Origin of the sequence: Aeromonas sp. 62-46 (assembly GCF_001898585.1) — a bacterium.
Taxonomy (GTDB): Bacteria; Pseudomonadota; Gammaproteobacteria; order Enterobacterales; family Aeromonadaceae; genus Aeromonas; species Aeromonas caviae.
In genome coordinates this window covers 21,270-38,496 of the sequence record NZ_MKUI01000045.1, presented here as the reverse complement: position 1 = coordinate 38,496, position 17,227 = coordinate 21,270, and the positions used below count along the sequence as shown (strand labels likewise).

Genomic DNA, 17,227 nt, shown 5'->3' with positions numbered 1-17,227 from the left:
CTCGCGCTTTCCTCTCAGCGCCCCTGCCCGGCCAGCTGGCTGACAAACTCCTTCATGGGCATGGGCCTGCCAAACAGGTAGCCCTGCAGGAAGGTCACCTCGCGGGCCTTCAGATAGTCGGCCTGCACCTGATTCTCCACCCCTTCCGCCACCAGTTGCAGACCGAGCCGGGTCGCCAGATCGATGACGTTCTCCACGATGTGGCTGGAGAGCGCGTCCGACCCAATCATGCCGACGAAGCTCTGATCGATCTTGAGGAAGTCGACCTGGAAGGTCTGCAGGTAGGTCAGGCTGGAGTGGCCGGTGCCGAAATCGTCGATGGCGATGAAGACCCCGAGGGCATGCAGCTCGGCAAAGAGCCGGTCCGTCGTCTCGTCCGCCACGATGAGCTCGCGCTCGGTCAGCTCCAGCACCAGCTTGATGGGATTCCCCTTGAAGGCGTTGATGAAATCCCGGCAATCTTCCACCAGGCTCAGATCCTTGCAGTGGCTGGCGCTGATGTTGAAGCCGAAGTGGAACCCTCGCGGCAGATGGTGCGCCTTACCCGCAAACTGTTCGCGCACCTGCGCCATCAGCAGCCGGGTCATGGGCACGATGAGGCCACTGTCCTCTGCCAGGGGAATGAAGCGATCCGGCGAGATCATCCCCTGACGGGGGTGTTGCCAGCGCATCAGCACCTCGCAACCGCTCCATTGGCCGTCCTCCCCGTTCACCACGGGTTGCAGATAGGGGATGAACTCCTGCTGGGACAGTGCCCGTTTCAGCTCCTGGGCCGGCGACGTCGAACGGCCCATCAGCCAGAAGACCGCCACCCCGAGCAGCAGGCTCAGCAAAGGATAAATAATGACGCCCACCTTGGAGTAGTCCCAGATGTGGGCACGGTACTCATCCACCGACACCGTGGTCACTACCTTGAACGGGTACCTGGTCGAGACCTGTTCGAGATAGCCATTGCGATCCTTGGGGATCAGCTTGTCGGTGAGTTCGCTGTTTCGCAGCAGCATCTCGTTGCCGACCACCAGCCCCAGTGGGGAGTTGCGGCTCAGCATGTCCAGGATGTTGAGCAGGTAGTAGCCGTCGACCCCCACCAGCACGCTGAACTCGCCCACCTCTTCCCGGTAGGCGATGAGGGGGCGATTCGGGGTGACCGGGTTGCCCTTCATCAGGTCGAGCCTGCCCCCGACATAGTCATCCAGTTTGATGCCGCCATCGACCGGGCCATAGAGAGAAGAGCAGTAGATCCGATCCCCCCTGGCCAGGTTGACGCTGCGCACATCCGGCACCGTGGCCACCTGATCCCTGAGCCCCTGCACCACCTCGAGACAGGGCCTGCCCAGGCTGCCGGTGAGGGCCGACGCCGCCAACTGGGCATTGTCCAGAGTGCGGTCGAACATGACCCTGGCATGTTCCAGGCGCGCCACCGCATCCTGTTTCACGCCGGTGGCGGTCTGCCAGATGACGATGACGAGCCCAAGGAGCATGGGCAACAGACCGGCCAGCAAGGCACAGAGCAGCCGGACATAGAATTGACGCACCTTCAAACGTCGAAATGGCATAACGGCCCTCATGAACATGGCGAAAAAGCGCTCGAGTTTACCCGCTGGCGCCCGTTTGGCAAGCCGGAATGAGCCCCTGATACCGCCGCGCCACGGCGCCCCCCCGTGGTCGCAACGCCCGGCAACCCCCTGGACAAAGGGGGCGGCGTCTTGGGAGACAAAAATCATAATGCTCATAAAAACAGGAGCTTGTCCATCGGGCACCCAGGCTCTAGAGTAGACCCTAGAGCGTCAGGGAGGCAGGGAGGCAGGACATGAAGATACTGATCACGGGGGGCACGGGGTTTATCGGCCGCCGTCTGGTGGCACACCTCAAGGTGGCGCACGAAGTAGTCGTGCTGACCCGTCAGGGCAGCCGGGCCTACGAGCTGCTCGGCCACGATGTCACCCTGCTGGACAGCCTGGACAGGCTGGATCACCTCAATGACGTGGACATCGTCATCAACCTGGCCGGCGAACCCATCGCCGCCGGACGCTGGAGCGAGTCCCGCAAGCAGTTGCTCTGCAACAGCCGCTGGCTGCTGACCGAACAGCTGGTGGATCTCGTCAAACTCTCCAGCACGCCCCCCAGATTGCTGCTCAATGCCTCCGCCATCGGCTGGTATGGCCGCCAGGATGACGCCCCTCTGGATGAAACCTGCCAGAGCCCTAACGACGAATTCACCCACCGTCTCTGTCAGCAGTGGGAGCAGCTTGCCCAGCAGGCCCGCTCGGCCCAGACCCGGGTCTGCATCCTGCGCATCGGCCTGGTACTCGGCATGGAGGGGGGCGCCTTGCCCAGGATGCTGCCCCCTTACCGCCTCGGCCTCGGCGGCCCCATGAGCAGCGGTACCCAGATGATGAGCTGGATCCACGTGCAGGATCTGGTGCGGGCCATGCTGTTTCTCATCGAGCACGGCGAGTGTGACGGCATCTTCAACGGCACGGCCCCGGAACCGGTCAGCAATCGCCGGTTCAGCGAGACCCTGGCCGCCACGCTCCATCGCCCGCACCTCTTCTTCGTACCGGCCCCCCTCCTGCGACTCCTGATGGGAGAGGCGGCGGATCTGCTGCTCACCGGACAGCACGTGCTGCCCGCCCGCTTGCAGCAGGCCGGTTTTCACTTCAGCTTCCCGGCCCTGCCCGGCGCTCTGGACAATCTGCTGCACTCACCCCGTTGACCCAGTGACGCATCCCGACCTAGGTCGGGATGTGTCGAGCCATCAGAGCAGCCCCTGCCCCAACCCCCTGAGCCGGTCGCTCAGGGTACCCGCCAGCAGTTGGCGGCGCATGCCCTGTCCGGCCAGGGTCACCAGCACGGCCCCAAGCAGGGGGAGTGCAACCCAGATGGCCAAGTGGAACTGCCACTGCGCTCCCTCCCACCACCACTGCAGACCGAAGGAGCAGAGCTCCACCACCATGGCGGCGCAGAGCCCTGCCAGGGCACCGCTCGCCACCAGCTCCCAGCGCAGCATCTTCTCGAGCAGGGCGCTGCCCGCCCCCAAGGTGCGCATCAGCAGCAGCTCCCGGCGCCGATGGGCCATGCCGGCCTGGGTCTGGGTCAGCAGCACCAGCAGGGCGGCCACCGTCACCAGCCCGAGCATCAACCCCAGGGCGCGGCTCACCTGATCGGAGACCAAAGTGAGGCGGCCTATCAGATCCTCCACATCGATGAGGCTCACCGTGGGGTGGCGGCGGATGAGTTCCACCTCTGCCCCTCGCCCCTCAGGCGGCAGACGATAGCTGCCGAGCCAGGTCTGGGAGAAGGGGGCCAGCACGTCCGGCGAGAAGATCATGTAGAAGTTCGGCCTCATGTTGTCCCACTTGATGGACCTCAGGCTGGTCACCCTGGCCTCGAACGCCCGCCCCTCTATGGTGAAGCCGAGCACGTCTCCGAGTGCGATGCCGAGCCGTCCCGCCAGTGCCTCGTCGACGGAGACCTCCCCCTTGCCGGCCAGCCATTGACCGGCAGTGACCTTGTTGTCGGCGGGCAGGGCCGATGTGGTGGTGAAGTTGAGCTCCCTGTCCACCCCCTCCCGCGCCGCATCCTCCCCCACCGCCTCACCGGCGATACGGGTCAGGCGCCCGCGCACCATGGGGTAGAAGTCCGAGGTGATGGCCCCGGCCTGGTGCAGATCGGCCAGGATCCCTTCCCGCTCGCTGTCCGCCACATTGACCAGGAAGCGGTTCGGGGCGTCGGCAGGCAACCGGGTGGAAAAATCCTCCAGCAGATCGACCCGCGCTGCCCACAGCAGCCCGAACAGCATCAGGGCCAGGGCGAAACCCGCCAGCTGGAACAGACCACTGCCCCGCTCACGGGAGAGGTGATTGATGGCCAGGCGCAGGGCATGGGGCCCCTTGAGCCGACTGCCAAGACGCAGCAGCACGGAGGCGAGCAGGGCCAGCAGCGCCATCAACACCCCCATGCCGCCGATGAGCCCGCAGGCCAGCCTGATGTCGGCGGTAAAGCCCCACACCAGGGCAAACAGCCCGATGAGCCCCACGGGCACCGTCAGCCAGGGAGGGATCCCCGCCTCCAGCTCCCGGCGCAGCACCCGCAGCGGCGGTACCTTGAGCAGCCTCAGGAAGGGGACGAACGCCAGCATCAGGGTGATGAAGAAGGCGACCGCGAGGCCCAGGGCGAAGGGTCGCCAGGAGGGGGGCGGCAGATCCGCAGGCAGCAGATCCCCCAGCAGGTTCAGGGTCAGCCACTGCATGGCGCTGCCCGCCACCAGCCCCATCAGGGCCCCCACCAGGGTCAGGGAGAACAGCAGGGTGCCCATCAGTTGCCACAGGGTGCGCCGCGAGGCCCCCAGGGTCTTGAGCAGGGCCACCATGTTGGTCTGGCGCTCGGCGAAATGGCGCACCGCTATCCCCATGGCCAGGGCGCCGAGCAGCACGCCGGCAAGGGATGCCAGACGGAAGAAGCGCTCGGCATTGCCCAGGGATTTCCCCACCTGGGTACCCTGATCGTCGGGTTTGACGAGCTTCTGCCCGGCGCTCAGCCTGGGGTTGAGCCAGGCCTCATAGCGGGCGATGGCGTCACGGGGCCCCTTGACGAGATAGCGCCACTGCTGGCGACTGCCCGGCAGCAGGGCCCCGGTCGCCTCGATATCGGCGCTGTGGATCAAGGCCCTTGGCGCCATCTGGAAGGGGCTGAACCCCTGATCCGGCTCCTGGCCCAGCTCCCCTGCCACCGTCAGCCGGGTGTTGCCGACCTCGAGTACCTCCCCCACCTTGGCGCCGAGCAGCTGCATCACCCTGGCGGAGAGCCAGATCTCGCCGGGCGCCGGGGCGCGCTGGGGAGTGAGCTCCAGCTTGCCGTAGAAGGGAAAATCCCCGGGCACGGCGCGGATGGAGGCCAGTTGCAGGGTATCGCCGTGAAACAGCATGCTGTTGAAGCTGACCGTGGTCTGTACGGCCAGCCCCTCCTGATGCGCCTGCGCCAGCCACTCTGCCGGTGCCGGCGTCGCGGAGCGCAGCACCCTGTCCCCTCCGATGAAATCCCGCCCGGAGGCCTTGAGCCCCGCATCCAGCCGATCCGCCACCAGAGCCACGCTGAGCACGCAGGCGACGCTCAGCGCCAGCGCCAGCACAAACCAGCGCAGCTCGCCGCTGAACCCTTCCCGGCGCAGCAGCTTCAATCCCAGTCGCCACTGACTCATGACAGCTCTCCCACCCTGGCCGCCATGACAGCCTGTGCCTCCAGCCGCCCGGCTGACATCACCAGCTGCCGCTGGCAGCGCTGGGCCAGCTCATGGTCATGGGTCACCACCACCAGGGTGGTGTTGTGCTCGCGGTTGAGACGAAACAGCAGTTCGATCACCGTCTCCCCTGTCTTGCTGTCGAGGTTGCCGGTAGGCTCGTCCGCCAGCAGCAGGCTGGGGCGGGTCATGAAGGCACGGGCAATGGCGACCCGCTGCTGCTCGCCGCCAGAGAGGCGCGGCGGCAGGTGGTGCAACCGCTCTCCCAGACCGACCTGGGCCAGCAGCTCCCGGGCACGGGGCTCGCTGTCGGTCTCCCCCCGCAGCTCGGCCGGCAACATGACGTTTTCCAGGGCGCTCAGGGTGGGCAGCAGCAGGAACGACTGGAACACGAACCCCACCTGCTCGGCCCGCAGCCTGGCGCGTCCCTCCTCGTCCAGCCGGGTGAGGGAGTGGCCGAGGATCTCTATCTCGCCGCTGCTCGGCAGATCGAGACCGGCCAGCAAACCGAGCAGAGTGGACTTGCCGGAACCGGACGCACCGACCAGCGCCAGCGTCTCGCCGGTATTGACTTGCAGATCGATCCCTTCAAGGATGGTGAGGCTTTCCTGACCGAGGCGAACGGTTTTACCGAGCCCCCTGACGGCGATAATGGGCGTTGAACTCATCTTGGGTATCCTGTTTGCCTGAACCTGTAATGACAATAGAACGTGGGAGTTGACTGCATGATGCGTCTCTTGTTTGCCGTGAGTTGCCTGTGCTGCTGGGCAGCGTCCGTCCAGGCCCAGACCCTGCTGGTACTGGGCGACAGCCTGAGTGCCGGCTACCAGATGCAGGCCGAACAGAGCTGGCCTGCCCTACTCAATGAAAAGTGGCAGCAGCAGGGGGGAGAACACACCCTCATCAATGCCAGCATCAGCGGTGAAACGACCCAGGGCGGCCTGGCCCGCCTGCCCGCCCTGCTCGAAACCCACAAACCGGACTGGGTGTTGATCGAACTCGGCGCTAACGACGGGCTGCGGGGTTTTGCTCCCGCCATCACCCGGGCCAACCTGACCAAGATGATCGAGCTCACCCGGGCGCACCAGGCGAAGACGGTGCTGACCCAGATCCTGCTGCCCCGCAACTATGGGGCGCGCTATCTGCAACAGTTCGAGCAGATCTTCCCGGATCTTGCGAAGGCCAACGACCTGCCGCTGATGCCCTTCTTTCTGGATGATATTGTGCTGCGCCCTGAACTCATGATGAACGATGGACTGCACCCGACGGCTGCCGCCCAGCCCCGGATCCGCGACAAGGTCGCCCGCTTTGTCGAGCCTCTGCTAACTCAGTAGCCCGGTGGCCGGGCCCATGGCCCTTCCCCTTGCCCAGCAAAAAGCCCCCGCATGGCGGGGGCTTTTTCATGGTTCGGCGTGCCGGGTTCAACGGCCCAGGATCTGCCGCATCCGCTGCTGTGCCACGTCCACCAGCAAGTCGGGCTGGAATTTGGAGATGAAGCGATCACACCCCACCTTCTTGACCATGGCCTCGTTGAAGTTGCCGCTCAAGGAGGTATTGAGGGTGATGAAGAGATCGGACATGCGCGGATCGCTGCGCACCTCGTGAGTCAGGCGATAACCATCCATCTCCGGCATCTCGGCGTCCGTGATCATCAGCATGATCTCGTCGGTCACCTTCTTGCCCGCATCGCACCACCCCTTGAGCAGCTTGAGGGCCTGCAGGCCGTCCTGGCACTCGATGACCTCGAGCCCGAGCTGGGCGAGGGTCTCGCGCACCTGGTTGCGGGCCGTGCTGGAGTCATCGACGATGAGCACCCGACGTCCCTGCATCTGGGGCAGGATCTCCTCGTCCAGCACCTCGGACGAGATGCGCACGTCATAGGTGATGATCTCCGCCAGCACCTTCTCCACGTCGATGATCTCGACGATCTGGTCGACGCCCCCTTCCGGGATGCGGGTGATGGCGGTGAGGTAGTTGGCACGACCCGCCGAACGGGGCGGCGGCAGTATGTCCTTCCAGGTCATGTTGACGATGTGGGCCACCTGCCCCACCAGGAACCCCTGAATGGTGCGGTTGTACTCGGTGATGATGAGATTGGACTCCTGATCGATGGCCATGGGACGCATCCCGATGGCACCGCGCAGGTTGATGACGGGGATGGAGACGCCGCGAATGTTGGCGACGCCGCTGATGTTGTGGTGGGACCCCGGCATCTTGTTCAGATGGGGCAGCTTGACCACTTCCCGCACCTTGAAGACGTTGATCGCAAACAGTTGCTGGGCACCCAAACGGAACATCAGCAGTTCCAGGCGATTCTCCCCTACAAGCTGGGTACGTTGATCCACTGAATCCAATATGCTCGCCATATAACGCCCTTACGTCCATTTCCCGAAATTGCCCCGCACCGGAGCTGCGACATGCCAACCAGCCCCGCTTTCCCTGTCGGGACAACGCAAGCCTATATAGAAATAATGAAAAGCGTCGAGGAAAGATAGGATCTTGACCACGGGGCGTGATCATCGCCCCATCACTGCCTCATGGCAAGCACAGCCACGCACCGGCCCCGACAACAAGGGTATCGACCACACAGGGCCATTGCTGAACCCCGGCGTGCCGCTCTTGTCATCCAGCGCGGTCCGCCAGCAACGAAAAGACCGGCCACATGGGCCGGTCCTGGGATGTGCAGTGCGTCCGGGACGACTTAGAAGTTGTACTGCAGGGCCACGGCGACGATGTCGTCGGTGGACTTGTTCAGGCTGTTCTTGCCGGTGGAACCCACTTCGTCCAGCAGGTTGATCTTGTAGTCCACGTAGGCATTGAAGTTGTCGGTGAAGTTGTACCAGGCACCCACGGAGACGTATTCGGTCGCGGTGTCATCGATGCCGTGAGCGCTGTCCTTCACGTCGGTACGCAGGTAGGCCAGGGAGGGCTTGAACTTCGGCGTGATGTTGTACTGCACGACCGCTTCGTAGCCATCCATCTTCTCGGCGTAACCGCGCAGGGAGCCGGTGTCCACGAAGAGGTGATCTTCACCGTGGGAGTAGGTGGCAGCCATGTAGAGGTTGCCGACGGCGTACTTGGCGCCCACCCCGAACAGCTTGGCGTCGCTGTCGCCGCCGAAGCTCACGTTCTCGGCCTGCTCGTCGGTCTTGCCTGCCTGGTTGTAGGCGGCACCCAGGCTCAGGCCCATGTTGAAGTCATAGTTGGCAGAAAGGGCATACCCCTCGGAAGAACCTTTCGGGCTCCAGGTGCTGTTCGGGCCGACGCGCTCGCTGCGGCTCGCGTTCTGCGGGTCGTTGTTGCCGGTGAACTGGGCACCCAGGGTCAGCCCCTGCCAGTTGTACATGTACTGGGCCAGGCCGTTGGTGCGACCGGTGCCGAACACCTCGGTGTCCTTGCCCAGACCATCACCACCCCACTCCGGCAGCACGTCGGTGTAGTTGTTCACCGCCTTGGTGAACAGACCGTCCTGGCGACCGTAGCTGAAGGCACCGAAGCGATCGTGCTTGATGCCCGCATAGGCGTAACGCAGCTCGTCGTTGTCAGAACCGGAGACCGGCAGGTTGTACTCGGCGAAGCCGAACGCGGTCAGATCCTCGTCAACCTTGGTTTCACCTGCGATGTGCAGACGCAGGTAGCTGGCATCGCCTTCGGTGGCGTTGTCATCGGTGCCGTAGTACATGCCGTTGACGCGGCCGCCGATGTCCAGTTTGGTACCATTCTGATCGTAAACGTTGGCGGCCTGTGCACCACCGGCCAGCAGCAGGCTGGAGATGGCCATCGTCAATGCTGTCTTTTTCATTGTTCTTTCCTCAGGTGTAAGCACTCTCTGTCAGACCAGAGTTCGGTCGTGATGATCGGTTGATGTGCCGATGGCCTAAGGTAGATCCGGAAACCTTGATGGGAACTGAAGCGGCGAACGATTAATTATAAAAGCATCAATTCGAGCTAACGCCGCGACATATAGTGTCACATGAAATGACACCGATAGAATTTATGACCATAAAAAATCATATTTTCAACACAAGTTATCTGAAAAGCCTGATTAATGCAGTTTAATCCTTCAGCATAGCGAGAAGCAGGGGAGCCTTGCCGGGCGACACGGACTCCCCGCCTCTGTTCCCCGCCTCGTCAGACCGGCTGCCAGCCGCGCATGACCCTCAGCAGGTCCTTCCAGCTCACTATGCCCACCAGGGCGCCGTTTTCCAGCACAGGCAGACAGGAGATCTGGTGCTCCAGCATGAGGCCGGCGGCCTCTTTCAGGGAGCGTTCGGGGGAGACGGTGATGGGTTCACGGCTCATGATCTGGTGGGCGCGCCGGTTGAGGGTCTCGGTGTCCCGGTTCATCTCGGCATCCGTATCCAGATAGGGGCTGATGGCACGCAGCAGATCCCGGTCAGAGATGACCCCCACCAGCTTCTCTTCTTCCACCACCAGGAGGTGGCGGAAATGGGCCTGCTCGAAGATCTCCTTGATGACGCTCAGCCTGTCATCCATGGAAACGGTCGCGACCCGGGTCGTCATGATCTCTTTAATCAACATGGTCAGCCTCCTGCCCCCCAGATGTCTCTGTTATGACACGTTTTTCCGGCGGCAGCCATCCCCCCCGCCCTCAAGTGCAAATTTGTGTCATTTCACGTAAGATCCGCGCCAGTTTCTCTCCTTCAATCGAGCCAAGCAGACCCATCCATGATAGTTGCCAGTCAAATCGAACTGATCCGCGGCGGCCGCACGCTGCTGGACAATGCGTCCGCCACCATACACCCCGGCCACAAGGTGGGCCTGGTGGGCAAGAACGGCTGTGGCAAGTCCACCTTCTTTGCGCTGGTGCGGGGCGAGCTGGCCATCGACAACGGCAGCTTCAGTCTGCCCGCCGGCTGGCAGATTGCCGGCGTGGCCCAGGAGACCCCGGCGCTGGACTGCTCCGCCCTGGAATACGTGATCGACGGCGACAAGGAGTTCCGCGCCCTGGAGGCCGAGCTCGCCCAGGCCGAGGCGGATGACAACGGTCTGCTGGTGGCCGAGCTGCACGGCAAGCTCGATACCATAGGTGCCTACAGCATTCGCGCCCGCGCCGCCGAGCTGCTGCACGGTCTGGGTTTTGGCGGCGATCAGCTCGACTCGCCGGTCAGAAGCTTCTCCGGTGGCTGGCGCATGCGCCTGAACCTGGCCCAGGCGCTGCTCTGCCGCTCCGATCTGCTGCTGCTGGATGAACCGACCAACCACCTGGATCTCGACGCCGTCATCTGGCTGGAGAAGTGGCTCAAGGGCTATCAGGGCACGCTGGTGCTCATTTCTCACGACCGCGACTTCCTCGACTCCGTGGTGAATCGCATCATCCATATCGAGAACGGCAAGCTCAACGAATACAGCGGCGGCTACTCCGACTTCGAACTGCAACGGGCCGAGCACCTGGCCCAGCAGCAGTCCATGTACGAGAAGCAGCAGCGGGAGATGGCCCACATGCAATCCTATGTGGACCGCTTCCGCTACAAGGCCTCCAAGGCCCGTCAGGCCCAAAGCCGCTTGAAGGCCATGGAGCGGATGGAGAAGATCCTGCCCGCCCACGCCGACTCCGAGTTCAGCTTCGAGTTTCGCGAGCCCTCCGCTCTGCCGACCCCGCTCATCGCCATGGAGAACCTCAGCGCCGGTTACGGCGACAAGGTGATCCTGGAGAAGATCAAGCTCAACCTGGTGCCGGGGTCGCGCATCGGCCTGCTCGGTCGCAACGGCGCGGGCAAGTCCACCTTCATCAAGATGCTGTCGGGCTCCAACCCGCCCCTCTCCGGCAAGCTGGAGGTGAGCGCCGGGGTGAGCATCGGCTACTTCGCCCAGCATCAGCTCGAGACCCTGCGCCTCGATGACAGCCCCCTCGATCACCTGGTGCGCCTGGCCCCGGACAAGACCGAGCAGGAGCTTCGCAACTACCTCGGCAGCTTCGGTTTTCACGGCGACAAGGTACTCGACAAGGTGGCCCCCTTCTCCGGCGGTGAGAAAGCGCGTCTGGTGCTGGCCCTCATCACCTGGCAAAAGCCCAACCTGCTGCTCCTGGATGAACCGACCAACCACCTGGATCTGGAGATGCGCCACGCCCTGACCATGGCCCTGCAAGGGTTCGAGGGCGCCATGGTGGTGGTCTCTCACGACCGTCACCTGCTGCGCACCACCACGGATGACTTCTATCTGGTCCACGGCGGCCGGGTCGAGCCCTTCGACGGGGATCTCGACGACTACCACAAGTGGCTCGGCGAGCAGGAGAAAGAGGCCAATGCCAAGCCGGCAGATGGCACCGTCTCCGCCAACTCGGCGGTGGCGCGCAAGGATCAGAAGCGCCTCGAAGCCCAGTTCCGGCAAGCGACCCGGCCGCTGCGCCAGAAGCTCGAGAAGCTCGAAACCAGCATGGAGAAGCTGCAGGCCAAGCTGGCCGCGGTGGAAGAGCAGCTGGCCGATCCCGCCATCTATGAAGAGAGCGCCAAGGGCAAGCTCTCCGAGCTGCTCAAGTCCCAGGGCCCCCTCAAGGAGGAGCTGGAGCACGTCGAGCTGGAGTGGATGAGCCTCTCTGAAGAGCTGGAAACCATGGAGCAGGCCTTCTTTGCGTGATGAAGCCTTGATGGCCAGCGAGCGGGTCAGCCCCGACGCCCTGCCCACCCCTTCCGAGTTCTGGACATGGAGCACAGGTGCCTATGGCCAGCGCAGCCAGGACTGGCTCCACGTGCAAAGCATGGGGGGCAACGTCAACCTGGCACTCCTGCTGCACCACCTCGACCTGCTCCGGATCCCGGTCGACCTCACGGACTTGCAACCGGCCCTGGTACAGACCGAGGCGGTGCTGCTCCCCTGGCGCACCCTGCGCCAGCAGGCCAAGTCACGGGTGGGGGCCGAGGAGTACCAGACCATGCTGGCCCACGAACTGGAGCTGGAGCGGCTGCAACAGGGGGTCTTGCTGCAGACCCTGCGCACCCTCGCCCTGTTTCGCGGCGACAGCCGCAACCTGTTTCACTATCTATCGTTACTGGGTGCCCAGCAGGGCCCCCTCAGAGATCTCATATGCTGAGCTACCGCCACGCCTTTCACGCCGGCAACCACGCCGACGTGCTCAAACACGCCGTCCAGGCCCTGATCATCGAGTCCCTCAAGAAGAAGGAGAAACCCTTCATCGTGCTGGACACCCATGCCGGTGGCGGTCTCTACGACCTGCGCGGCGACTGGTCCCAGAAGAAAGCGGAATATGCCGACGGGATCAAACGCCTGTGGGATGAGCGGGCCCAGTGGTCTGCCATGGCCCCCTATCTGGGTGCCATCGAGGAGATGAACAGCGATGGCCAACTGCACTACTACCCCGGCTCGCCGGAGCTCTCCCGCCGCCTCATCCGCGATCAGGACAAGCTGGCGCTGATGGAGCTGCACAACAACGAGGTGGAGGATCTTCGCGCCAACATGGGGTACGACCCCCGCGTCGCCGTCCACCATCGCGACGGCTTCGAGGGGCTGGTAGCCCTGCTGCCCCCCACCCCGCGCCGCGGCCTGGTGCTCATCGACCCGCCTTATGAGCTCAAGGAAGATTACTTCGCCGTGGTCGATACCCTTAAAAAAGCGCAAAAGCGCTGGGCCACCGGCATCTACGCCCTCTGGTATCCCATCCTCGGGCAAGAGGCGGACAAGTCCCGCGACATGCTCAAAGCGATCAAGCGCGAGAACTTCGGCAACGTCCTGGTAGCGGAGCTGGAAGTGGCCGGCCAGACTGCCGATTGGGGCATGAACGGCTCAGGCATGCTGATCATCAGCCCCCCCTGGATGCTGGACGAGCAGATCGAAGCCTTCTTGAAACCCCTGTGCGCCAAGCTGGCCCAGGGCACCGGCGCCCAGTACAGGGTGGAGTGGCTGAGCAAGGCCGAGGCCTGATCCTCGGAACCACAGAAAATGAAAAAGGGCCTGTCACAGCAGGCCCTTTTTCATTGGGGCAGATGATCCGGCCCGCTCACCCTGGCCAGCCGCTCGGGCAGCCGGCTCGCCAGCCAGTCGATGGCGAGCCGGGTCTTGAGGGGCAGATGCGGACCACGGGGCCAGAGGGCGTTGATGGGATAGCGCCGACCCGGCAATCGGGCCAGCAGCTCGCGCAGCTCGCCCCGCTCAAGGTGAGGCCGCACCAGCCAGGTCGGCAGCCAGGCGAGACCAAAGCCCGCGATGGCCGCCTGGGTGATGGCGTTGAGATCGTCCATCTGCAACCGCCCTCTGGGTTGAACCTCGCGCCATGCCTCGGCCTCCTGCCACCACCACGACAGCACCCGCCCCTGGCGCAGATAGGCGATGCACTCGTGCTCCGCTAACTCGGCCAGGGTCACAGGTTCCCCCCGCTCGGCCAGATAGGCGGGCGAGGCGCAGAGCGTCATGCCGTGCTCCCCGAGCCTGCGCGCCGCCAGATCCAGGCTGTCCGGCGGCTCTGCGTTGCGGATCACCAGATCCACCCCCTCCTCCACCAGATCCACCTTGCGATCGCTGAACGACAGCTCCAGGGCCAGCCCGGGATGCGCCTTCGCCAGTGCCAGCAAAATGGGGGCCACGCACTGCTGGCCGAACAGCACCGGCATGGAGACCTTCAATCTGCCGTTGAGGGTGAGCTTGTTGCTGGCCAGCGCCGCTTCCCCAAGACGCACCTCCTCCAGCGCCCGCAGGCAGTGGCGATAGAAGAGCGCCCCCTCCTCGGTCAGGCTCTGGCTGCGGGTGGTGCGATGAAACAGTTGCACGCCGAGACGCAGCTCCAGCCGCGCCACCCCCTTGCCCACCGCCGAGCGGGTGAGGTGAAGCCGCTCCGCCGCCTGGGCGAAGCTGCCCGCCTCCACCACGGTGGCGAAGAGATCGATGCCGTTGAGCGTGTTTGCCATCTATTGCATACCTTTTGGAACCAATATGGCGAAATACTATCAGCACTGCGGAAAAAAATGACTGGTAAGCTCCCTTCATTCTTCACACGTTTCAGATGGAGTTCCCCTCATGAGCCAGATCCTGCTGCTGCAATCCAGCCTCAACGGCCCCGCATCCCGCACCAACCAGTTGATGGAGCGCTTCCTGCAAACACGCCGGGAACAGGGCCATCAGGACCAGGTGGTGGTGCGCGACCTGACCGCCCTCGACTTGCCCGTCCTCGACAGCCCGTTGTTTCACGCCCTGCGCGGGGCTGAACCGGCCAATGAGGCCATCCGGCAGGCGGTGGCGCTGTCGGATCGGCTGATTGCCGAACTCAAGGCCGCCGACCTGCTGCTGATCGGCGCCCCCATGTACAACCTCAATGTACCGACACCCCTCAAGAACTGGTTCGATCTGGTGGCACGGGCCGGGGTGACTTTCCGTTACACCGACACCTACCCCATGGGGCTGGTGGAGGGGGTCAACGCCCTGGTGTTCAGCAGCCGCGGCGGCGTGCATCAAGGACAGACGACAGATGCGGTCACCCCCTACCTCAAGTCCGTGCTCGGCCTGATGGGCATCCCGGTGGACTTCGTCTACGCAGAGGGGATGGATCTGCGCCCCCACGGGGCGGAGCAGGGAATGCGCGAGGCCCATGCTCGAATCGCTGACCTAGGCAGGTAGGGCCATCACCCGATCTTGCCCCTTCCAACCGGCCACCTGCTGCGCGGGACATTCCAAATAAAAAAGCCCCGCAAGGGGCTTTTCTATAACTGCGGCAGTAGCGGGAGAGACTAGGCTTGCCTGGCATCGGCGCCTGCGGGCATGTCCCGCCAGAGCGCCAGAATGAGCAGCGCCAGCAGGGCAAAGGGCGGCACCAGGCAGAGCAGTACGCACAGGAAGGTGACGAGCCCCGGGTGGCGGCTCTTGCGCCGGGCCAGTCGCCAGGCCACCACGCCGACGACGATCATCAGCAGCAGCATGAAGAGAACAAACAGGTTGGAGTTGATGGTCATGAAAGCTCCTTTTTCATGGCAAAAGGCACACTCTAGCGCCGTTGCGGTCCCGGGCAACTCCCTATCTGGTGGTGCCTCCCCCTGGTCGATAGGCATTTTCTATTTCGCCGATAGATGAGAATGGTTTTCATTTGATGGGATTCTGGGTGATACTGCCTTCATCGCCAGAGGAGACACCACCATGAAAAAGACCATCAGCTTCGCCATCCTGCACTTCAGTGTCGCCTTCACCGTGGCTTACCTGCTGACCGGCGAACTGCTCACCGCCAGCCTGATCGCCCTCATTGAGCCCGCCGTGAACACGGTCGCCTTCTACTTCCACGACCTTGGCTGGCACAAGCTCAAGCCTGAGCACAGCCTGCAGGCCAAGACCAGCAGCTTCGCCCTGGTCCACTTCTCGGTGGCCTTCGGTGTCGCCTACCTGCTGAGTGGCGAGCTGCTCACCGGCGGCGTGATGGCACTGATAGAACCTGCCATCAACACCGTCGTCTTCTTCTTCCACGAGCGGCTGTGGCGCAGCCGCCAGACCTTGGCGCTGGCCGGCGTCTGATTGCCATGCAGGGCCGCCCGGCACCCAAAAACACGGGGTGCTCCTGCCTCCTTCGGGTGTAAAGTGTGCTCTGATCACGGGGCATCATGCCCCCTGTTGGAGCCCTGTCGATGAACAAGATCTTGCTTGGAACCCTGCTGTTTTCCCCTCTGCTGGCCACGGCGGCCACCCCGTCCTTCGAGTGCGCCAAGGCGAAAGGCGCCGCCGAAACCCTCATCTGCAAGGATGCCGGGCTGGCTGCGCTGGATAACGAGCTGTCAGCCCTCTATCCCAAGGCGATTGCCGGGTTCTCCCCCGAGCAGCAGAAGAGCGAGCGCGCCATCCAGCGCGGCTGGATCAAGGGGCGCAACGACTGCTGGAAGGCGGGCGATCTGCGCCAGTGCGTGGAAGAGAGCTACCAGTTGCGGATCACCGAGTTGCAGATAAAAGGCGGCCAGCTGAGGGTGCCGACGCCGGTCGATTATCAGTGCGGCAAGAGCGTCACCCTCTCCACCTACTTCTATAACGAGGCCAAGCGGCCCGCCGCCATGATCAATTTGAGCGAGGGTAACAACCAGCAGCAGGTGCTCGCCTATGAGACCCCCAGCGCCAGCGGCGCCCGGTACGAGGGGCAAAACCTCACCCTCTGGACCAAGGGGAGCGACGCCATGCTGGAGCGCTACGGTCAGCCCACCCTCAACTGCAGCGAGATCCCGGGCAACTGATCCCCGGCCCGGCCAGAGGCCGGGCAACCACTCCCGAACAGGCAGCAAGAGGGTCACCAGTTGGTGGCCACTCGCCCCCTTTTACCTATGCCCAGCCCCCTCTCGCCAATCCAGCCCGAGCGCCAGGCTTTCGGGCTGGCCTCCATTTGTTGATCTTGCCCGGCAATTCGCCATTTCCTCCTTTCCCTTCGCTCGCGGGCCATTAATATAGCCAATTGGCAACACACGTCTCGTCGGAGTCTCCCATGAGCCATGCCAACCACGCCCCTTTGGTCAATCGCAGCAAGCTGGAAGCTGAAATCCAGTGCGGTTGCGTCGCCAAAGGGCACAACCGGTCAGAGGTAAATGACTGATTCAACCATGTCGAGTGGAGTGAATGTATGGAAACGCACACACTGCATCGGGGTCGGCTGATCGACCATCTCCAGCTGGTAGTGAAAGACCTGACCGCTAGCGAGCGCTTTTACAGGGCCATACTGGCCACCCTCGATGTGCCAATCGGCGGCGCGGGTGAGGGTTACTTCTGGGCTGACGAGCTCTTTGTCACTGCCATCGACAGCCCGGCTGCGCTCGGCGCACTGACCGGTCGCCATCACCTCGCCTTCCAGGCGCAGGACCGCGCCACAGTCGATCGCTTCTATCAGGCAGCGCTGGCCCATGGCGGCCAGGATAACGGCGCCCCCGGCGAGCGGGTCTATCACCCCGGCTATTACGCCGCCTTTGTCCTCGATCCGGACGGCAATAATATCGAAGCTGTGTATCACGGCGAGGCAACGCGGAGTGCAGAATCGGTGGAAATTCGGTTTTAGCAAAT

17 protein-coding genes are annotated in these 17,227 nt (G+C 63.5%); 9 read left to right on the top strand and 8 right to left on the bottom strand.

The window, feature by feature from the left end; all coding sequences use genetic code 11:
* Positions 1–14: 14 nt before the first annotated feature.
* Complete coding sequence (locus BGO64_RS13735) at positions 15–1,556, bottom strand: EAL domain-containing protein (protein WP_039040184.1); 1,542 nt, start codon at positions 1,554–1,556, stop codon at positions 15–17.
* Between the two features lie 254 nt (positions 1,557–1,810).
* On the opposite strand from BGO64_RS13735, the gene BGO64_RS13730 reads away from it, so the two are divergent.
* The gene (locus BGO64_RS13730; RefSeq protein WP_286700852.1) at positions 1,811–2,716 is read left to right on the top strand and encodes a TIGR01777 family oxidoreductase; all 906 of its coding nucleotides are present in this window, start codon (positions 1,811–1,813) and stop codon (positions 2,714–2,716) included.
* Between the two features lie 42 nt (positions 2,717–2,758).
* Here BGO64_RS13730 and BGO64_RS13725 read toward each other — a convergent pair whose 3' ends face one another.
* Together BGO64_RS13725 and BGO64_RS13720 are read right to left on the bottom strand one after the other, a co-directional pair.
* Positions 2,759–5,200 (bottom strand): ABC transporter permease, encoded by a 2,442-nt coding sequence (locus BGO64_RS13725; protein ID WP_286700851.1) that lies wholly within the window; start codon positions 5,198–5,200, stop codon positions 2,759–2,761.
* Complete coding sequence (locus tag BGO64_RS13720; RefSeq protein ID WP_042016058.1) at positions 5,197–5,907, bottom strand: ABC transporter ATP-binding protein; 711 nt, start codon at positions 5,905–5,907, stop codon at positions 5,197–5,199. Before BGO64_RS13720 ends, BGO64_RS13725 begins: the two co-directional genes overlap by 4 nt.
* A gap of 57 nt (positions 5,908–5,964) precedes the next feature.
* Here BGO64_RS13720 and BGO64_RS13715 point away from each other — a divergent pair, with 57 nt between their 5' ends.
* Positions 5,965–6,573, top strand: a complete 609-nt coding sequence (locus tag BGO64_RS13715) for an arylesterase (RefSeq protein WP_039040186.1) — start codon at positions 5,965–5,967, stop codon at positions 6,571–6,573.
* An 87-nt stretch (positions 6,574–6,660) separates the two neighbouring features.
* On the opposite strand, the gene BGO64_RS13710 is transcribed toward BGO64_RS13715, so the two are convergent.
* The 3 genes from BGO64_RS13710 to BGO64_RS13700 form a co-directional block, all read right to left on the bottom strand.
* Complete coding sequence (locus BGO64_RS13710; protein ID WP_041212426.1) at positions 6,661–7,605, bottom strand: chemotaxis protein CheV; 945 nt, start codon at positions 7,603–7,605, stop codon at positions 6,661–6,663.
* 335 nt (positions 7,606–7,940) lie between these two features.
* The gene (locus BGO64_RS13705; RefSeq protein ID WP_043156284.1) at positions 7,941–9,041 is read right to left on the bottom strand and encodes a porin; all 1,101 of its coding nucleotides are present in this window, start codon (positions 9,039–9,041) and stop codon (positions 7,941–7,943) included.
* 329 nt (positions 9,042–9,370) lie between these two features.
* Entirely contained in the window at positions 9,371–9,781 is a 411-nt protein-coding gene (locus BGO64_RS13700; RefSeq protein ID WP_041212425.1) for a CBS domain-containing protein, read from the bottom strand.
* Positions 9,782–9,928: 147 nt separating this feature from the next.
* Between BGO64_RS13700 and BGO64_RS13695 the strand changes: the two genes are divergently transcribed.
* From BGO64_RS13695 to BGO64_RS13685, 3 genes are read left to right on the top strand one after another with little or no spacing between them, the layout of a single operon-like run.
* On the top strand, positions 9,929–11,839 hold the full coding sequence (locus tag BGO64_RS13695; RefSeq protein ID WP_041212424.1) for an ABC transporter ATP-binding protein: 1,911 nt from the start codon (positions 9,929–9,931) through the stop codon (positions 11,837–11,839).
* Positions 11,832–12,293 (top strand): DUF2390 domain-containing protein, encoded by a 462-nt coding sequence (locus BGO64_RS13690; RefSeq protein ID WP_039040190.1) that lies wholly within the window; start codon positions 11,832–11,834, stop codon positions 12,291–12,293. Before BGO64_RS13695 ends, BGO64_RS13690 begins: the two co-directional genes overlap by 8 nt.
* Positions 12,287–13,141, top strand: coding sequence for a 23S rRNA (adenine(2030)-N(6))-methyltransferase RlmJ (locus tag BGO64_RS13685; protein ID WP_286700850.1), 855 nt, complete (start codon positions 12,287–12,289; stop codon positions 13,139–13,141). Before BGO64_RS13690 ends, BGO64_RS13685 begins: the two co-directional genes overlap by 7 nt.
* Before the next feature lie 50 nt (positions 13,142–13,191).
* On the opposite strand, the gene BGO64_RS13680 is transcribed toward BGO64_RS13685, so the two are convergent.
* Complete coding sequence (locus tag BGO64_RS13680; protein ID WP_286700849.1) at positions 13,192–14,121, bottom strand: LysR family transcriptional regulator; 930 nt, start codon at positions 14,119–14,121, stop codon at positions 13,192–13,194.
* A 109-nt stretch (positions 14,122–14,230) separates the two neighbouring features.
* On the opposite strand from BGO64_RS13680, the gene BGO64_RS13675 reads away from it, so the two are divergent.
* Positions 14,231–14,827 (top strand): FMN-dependent NADH-azoreductase, encoded by a 597-nt coding sequence (locus BGO64_RS13675; protein ID WP_139737355.1) that lies wholly within the window; start codon positions 14,231–14,233, stop codon positions 14,825–14,827.
* Between the two features lie 110 nt (positions 14,828–14,937).
* Here the strand turns inward: BGO64_RS13675 and BGO64_RS13670 are convergent, their stop codons facing one another.
* A complete protein-coding gene (locus BGO64_RS13670) occupies positions 14,938–15,159 on the bottom strand; it encodes a hypothetical protein (RefSeq protein ID WP_039040192.1) in 222 nt (73 codons plus the stop codon).
* A 181-nt stretch (positions 15,160–15,340) separates the two neighbouring features.
* On the opposite strand from BGO64_RS13670, the gene BGO64_RS13665 reads away from it, so the two are divergent.
* The 3 genes from BGO64_RS13665 to BGO64_RS13655 all read left to right on the top strand — a co-directional run bounded on the left by BGO64_RS13665 (position 15,341) and on the right by BGO64_RS13655 (position 17,222).
* Positions 15,341–15,709 carry a DUF2061 domain-containing protein gene (locus BGO64_RS13665; RefSeq protein ID WP_048206987.1) on the top strand — a complete coding sequence of 123 codons (369 nt, stop codon included), beginning with the start codon at positions 15,341–15,343 and terminating at the stop codon, positions 15,707–15,709.
* Between the two features lie 110 nt (positions 15,710–15,819).
* On the top strand, positions 15,820–16,413 hold the full coding sequence (locus BGO64_RS13660; RefSeq protein ID WP_042865004.1) for an MliC family protein: 594 nt from the start codon (positions 15,820–15,822) through the stop codon (positions 16,411–16,413).
* 380 nt (positions 16,414–16,793) lie between these two features.
* Positions 16,794–17,222: a VOC family protein gene (locus BGO64_RS13655; protein ID WP_286700848.1), complete on the top strand. Its 429-nt coding sequence runs from the start codon at positions 16,794–16,796 to the stop codon at positions 17,220–17,222.
* The last annotated feature ends 5 nt before the right edge of the window (positions 17,223–17,227 follow it).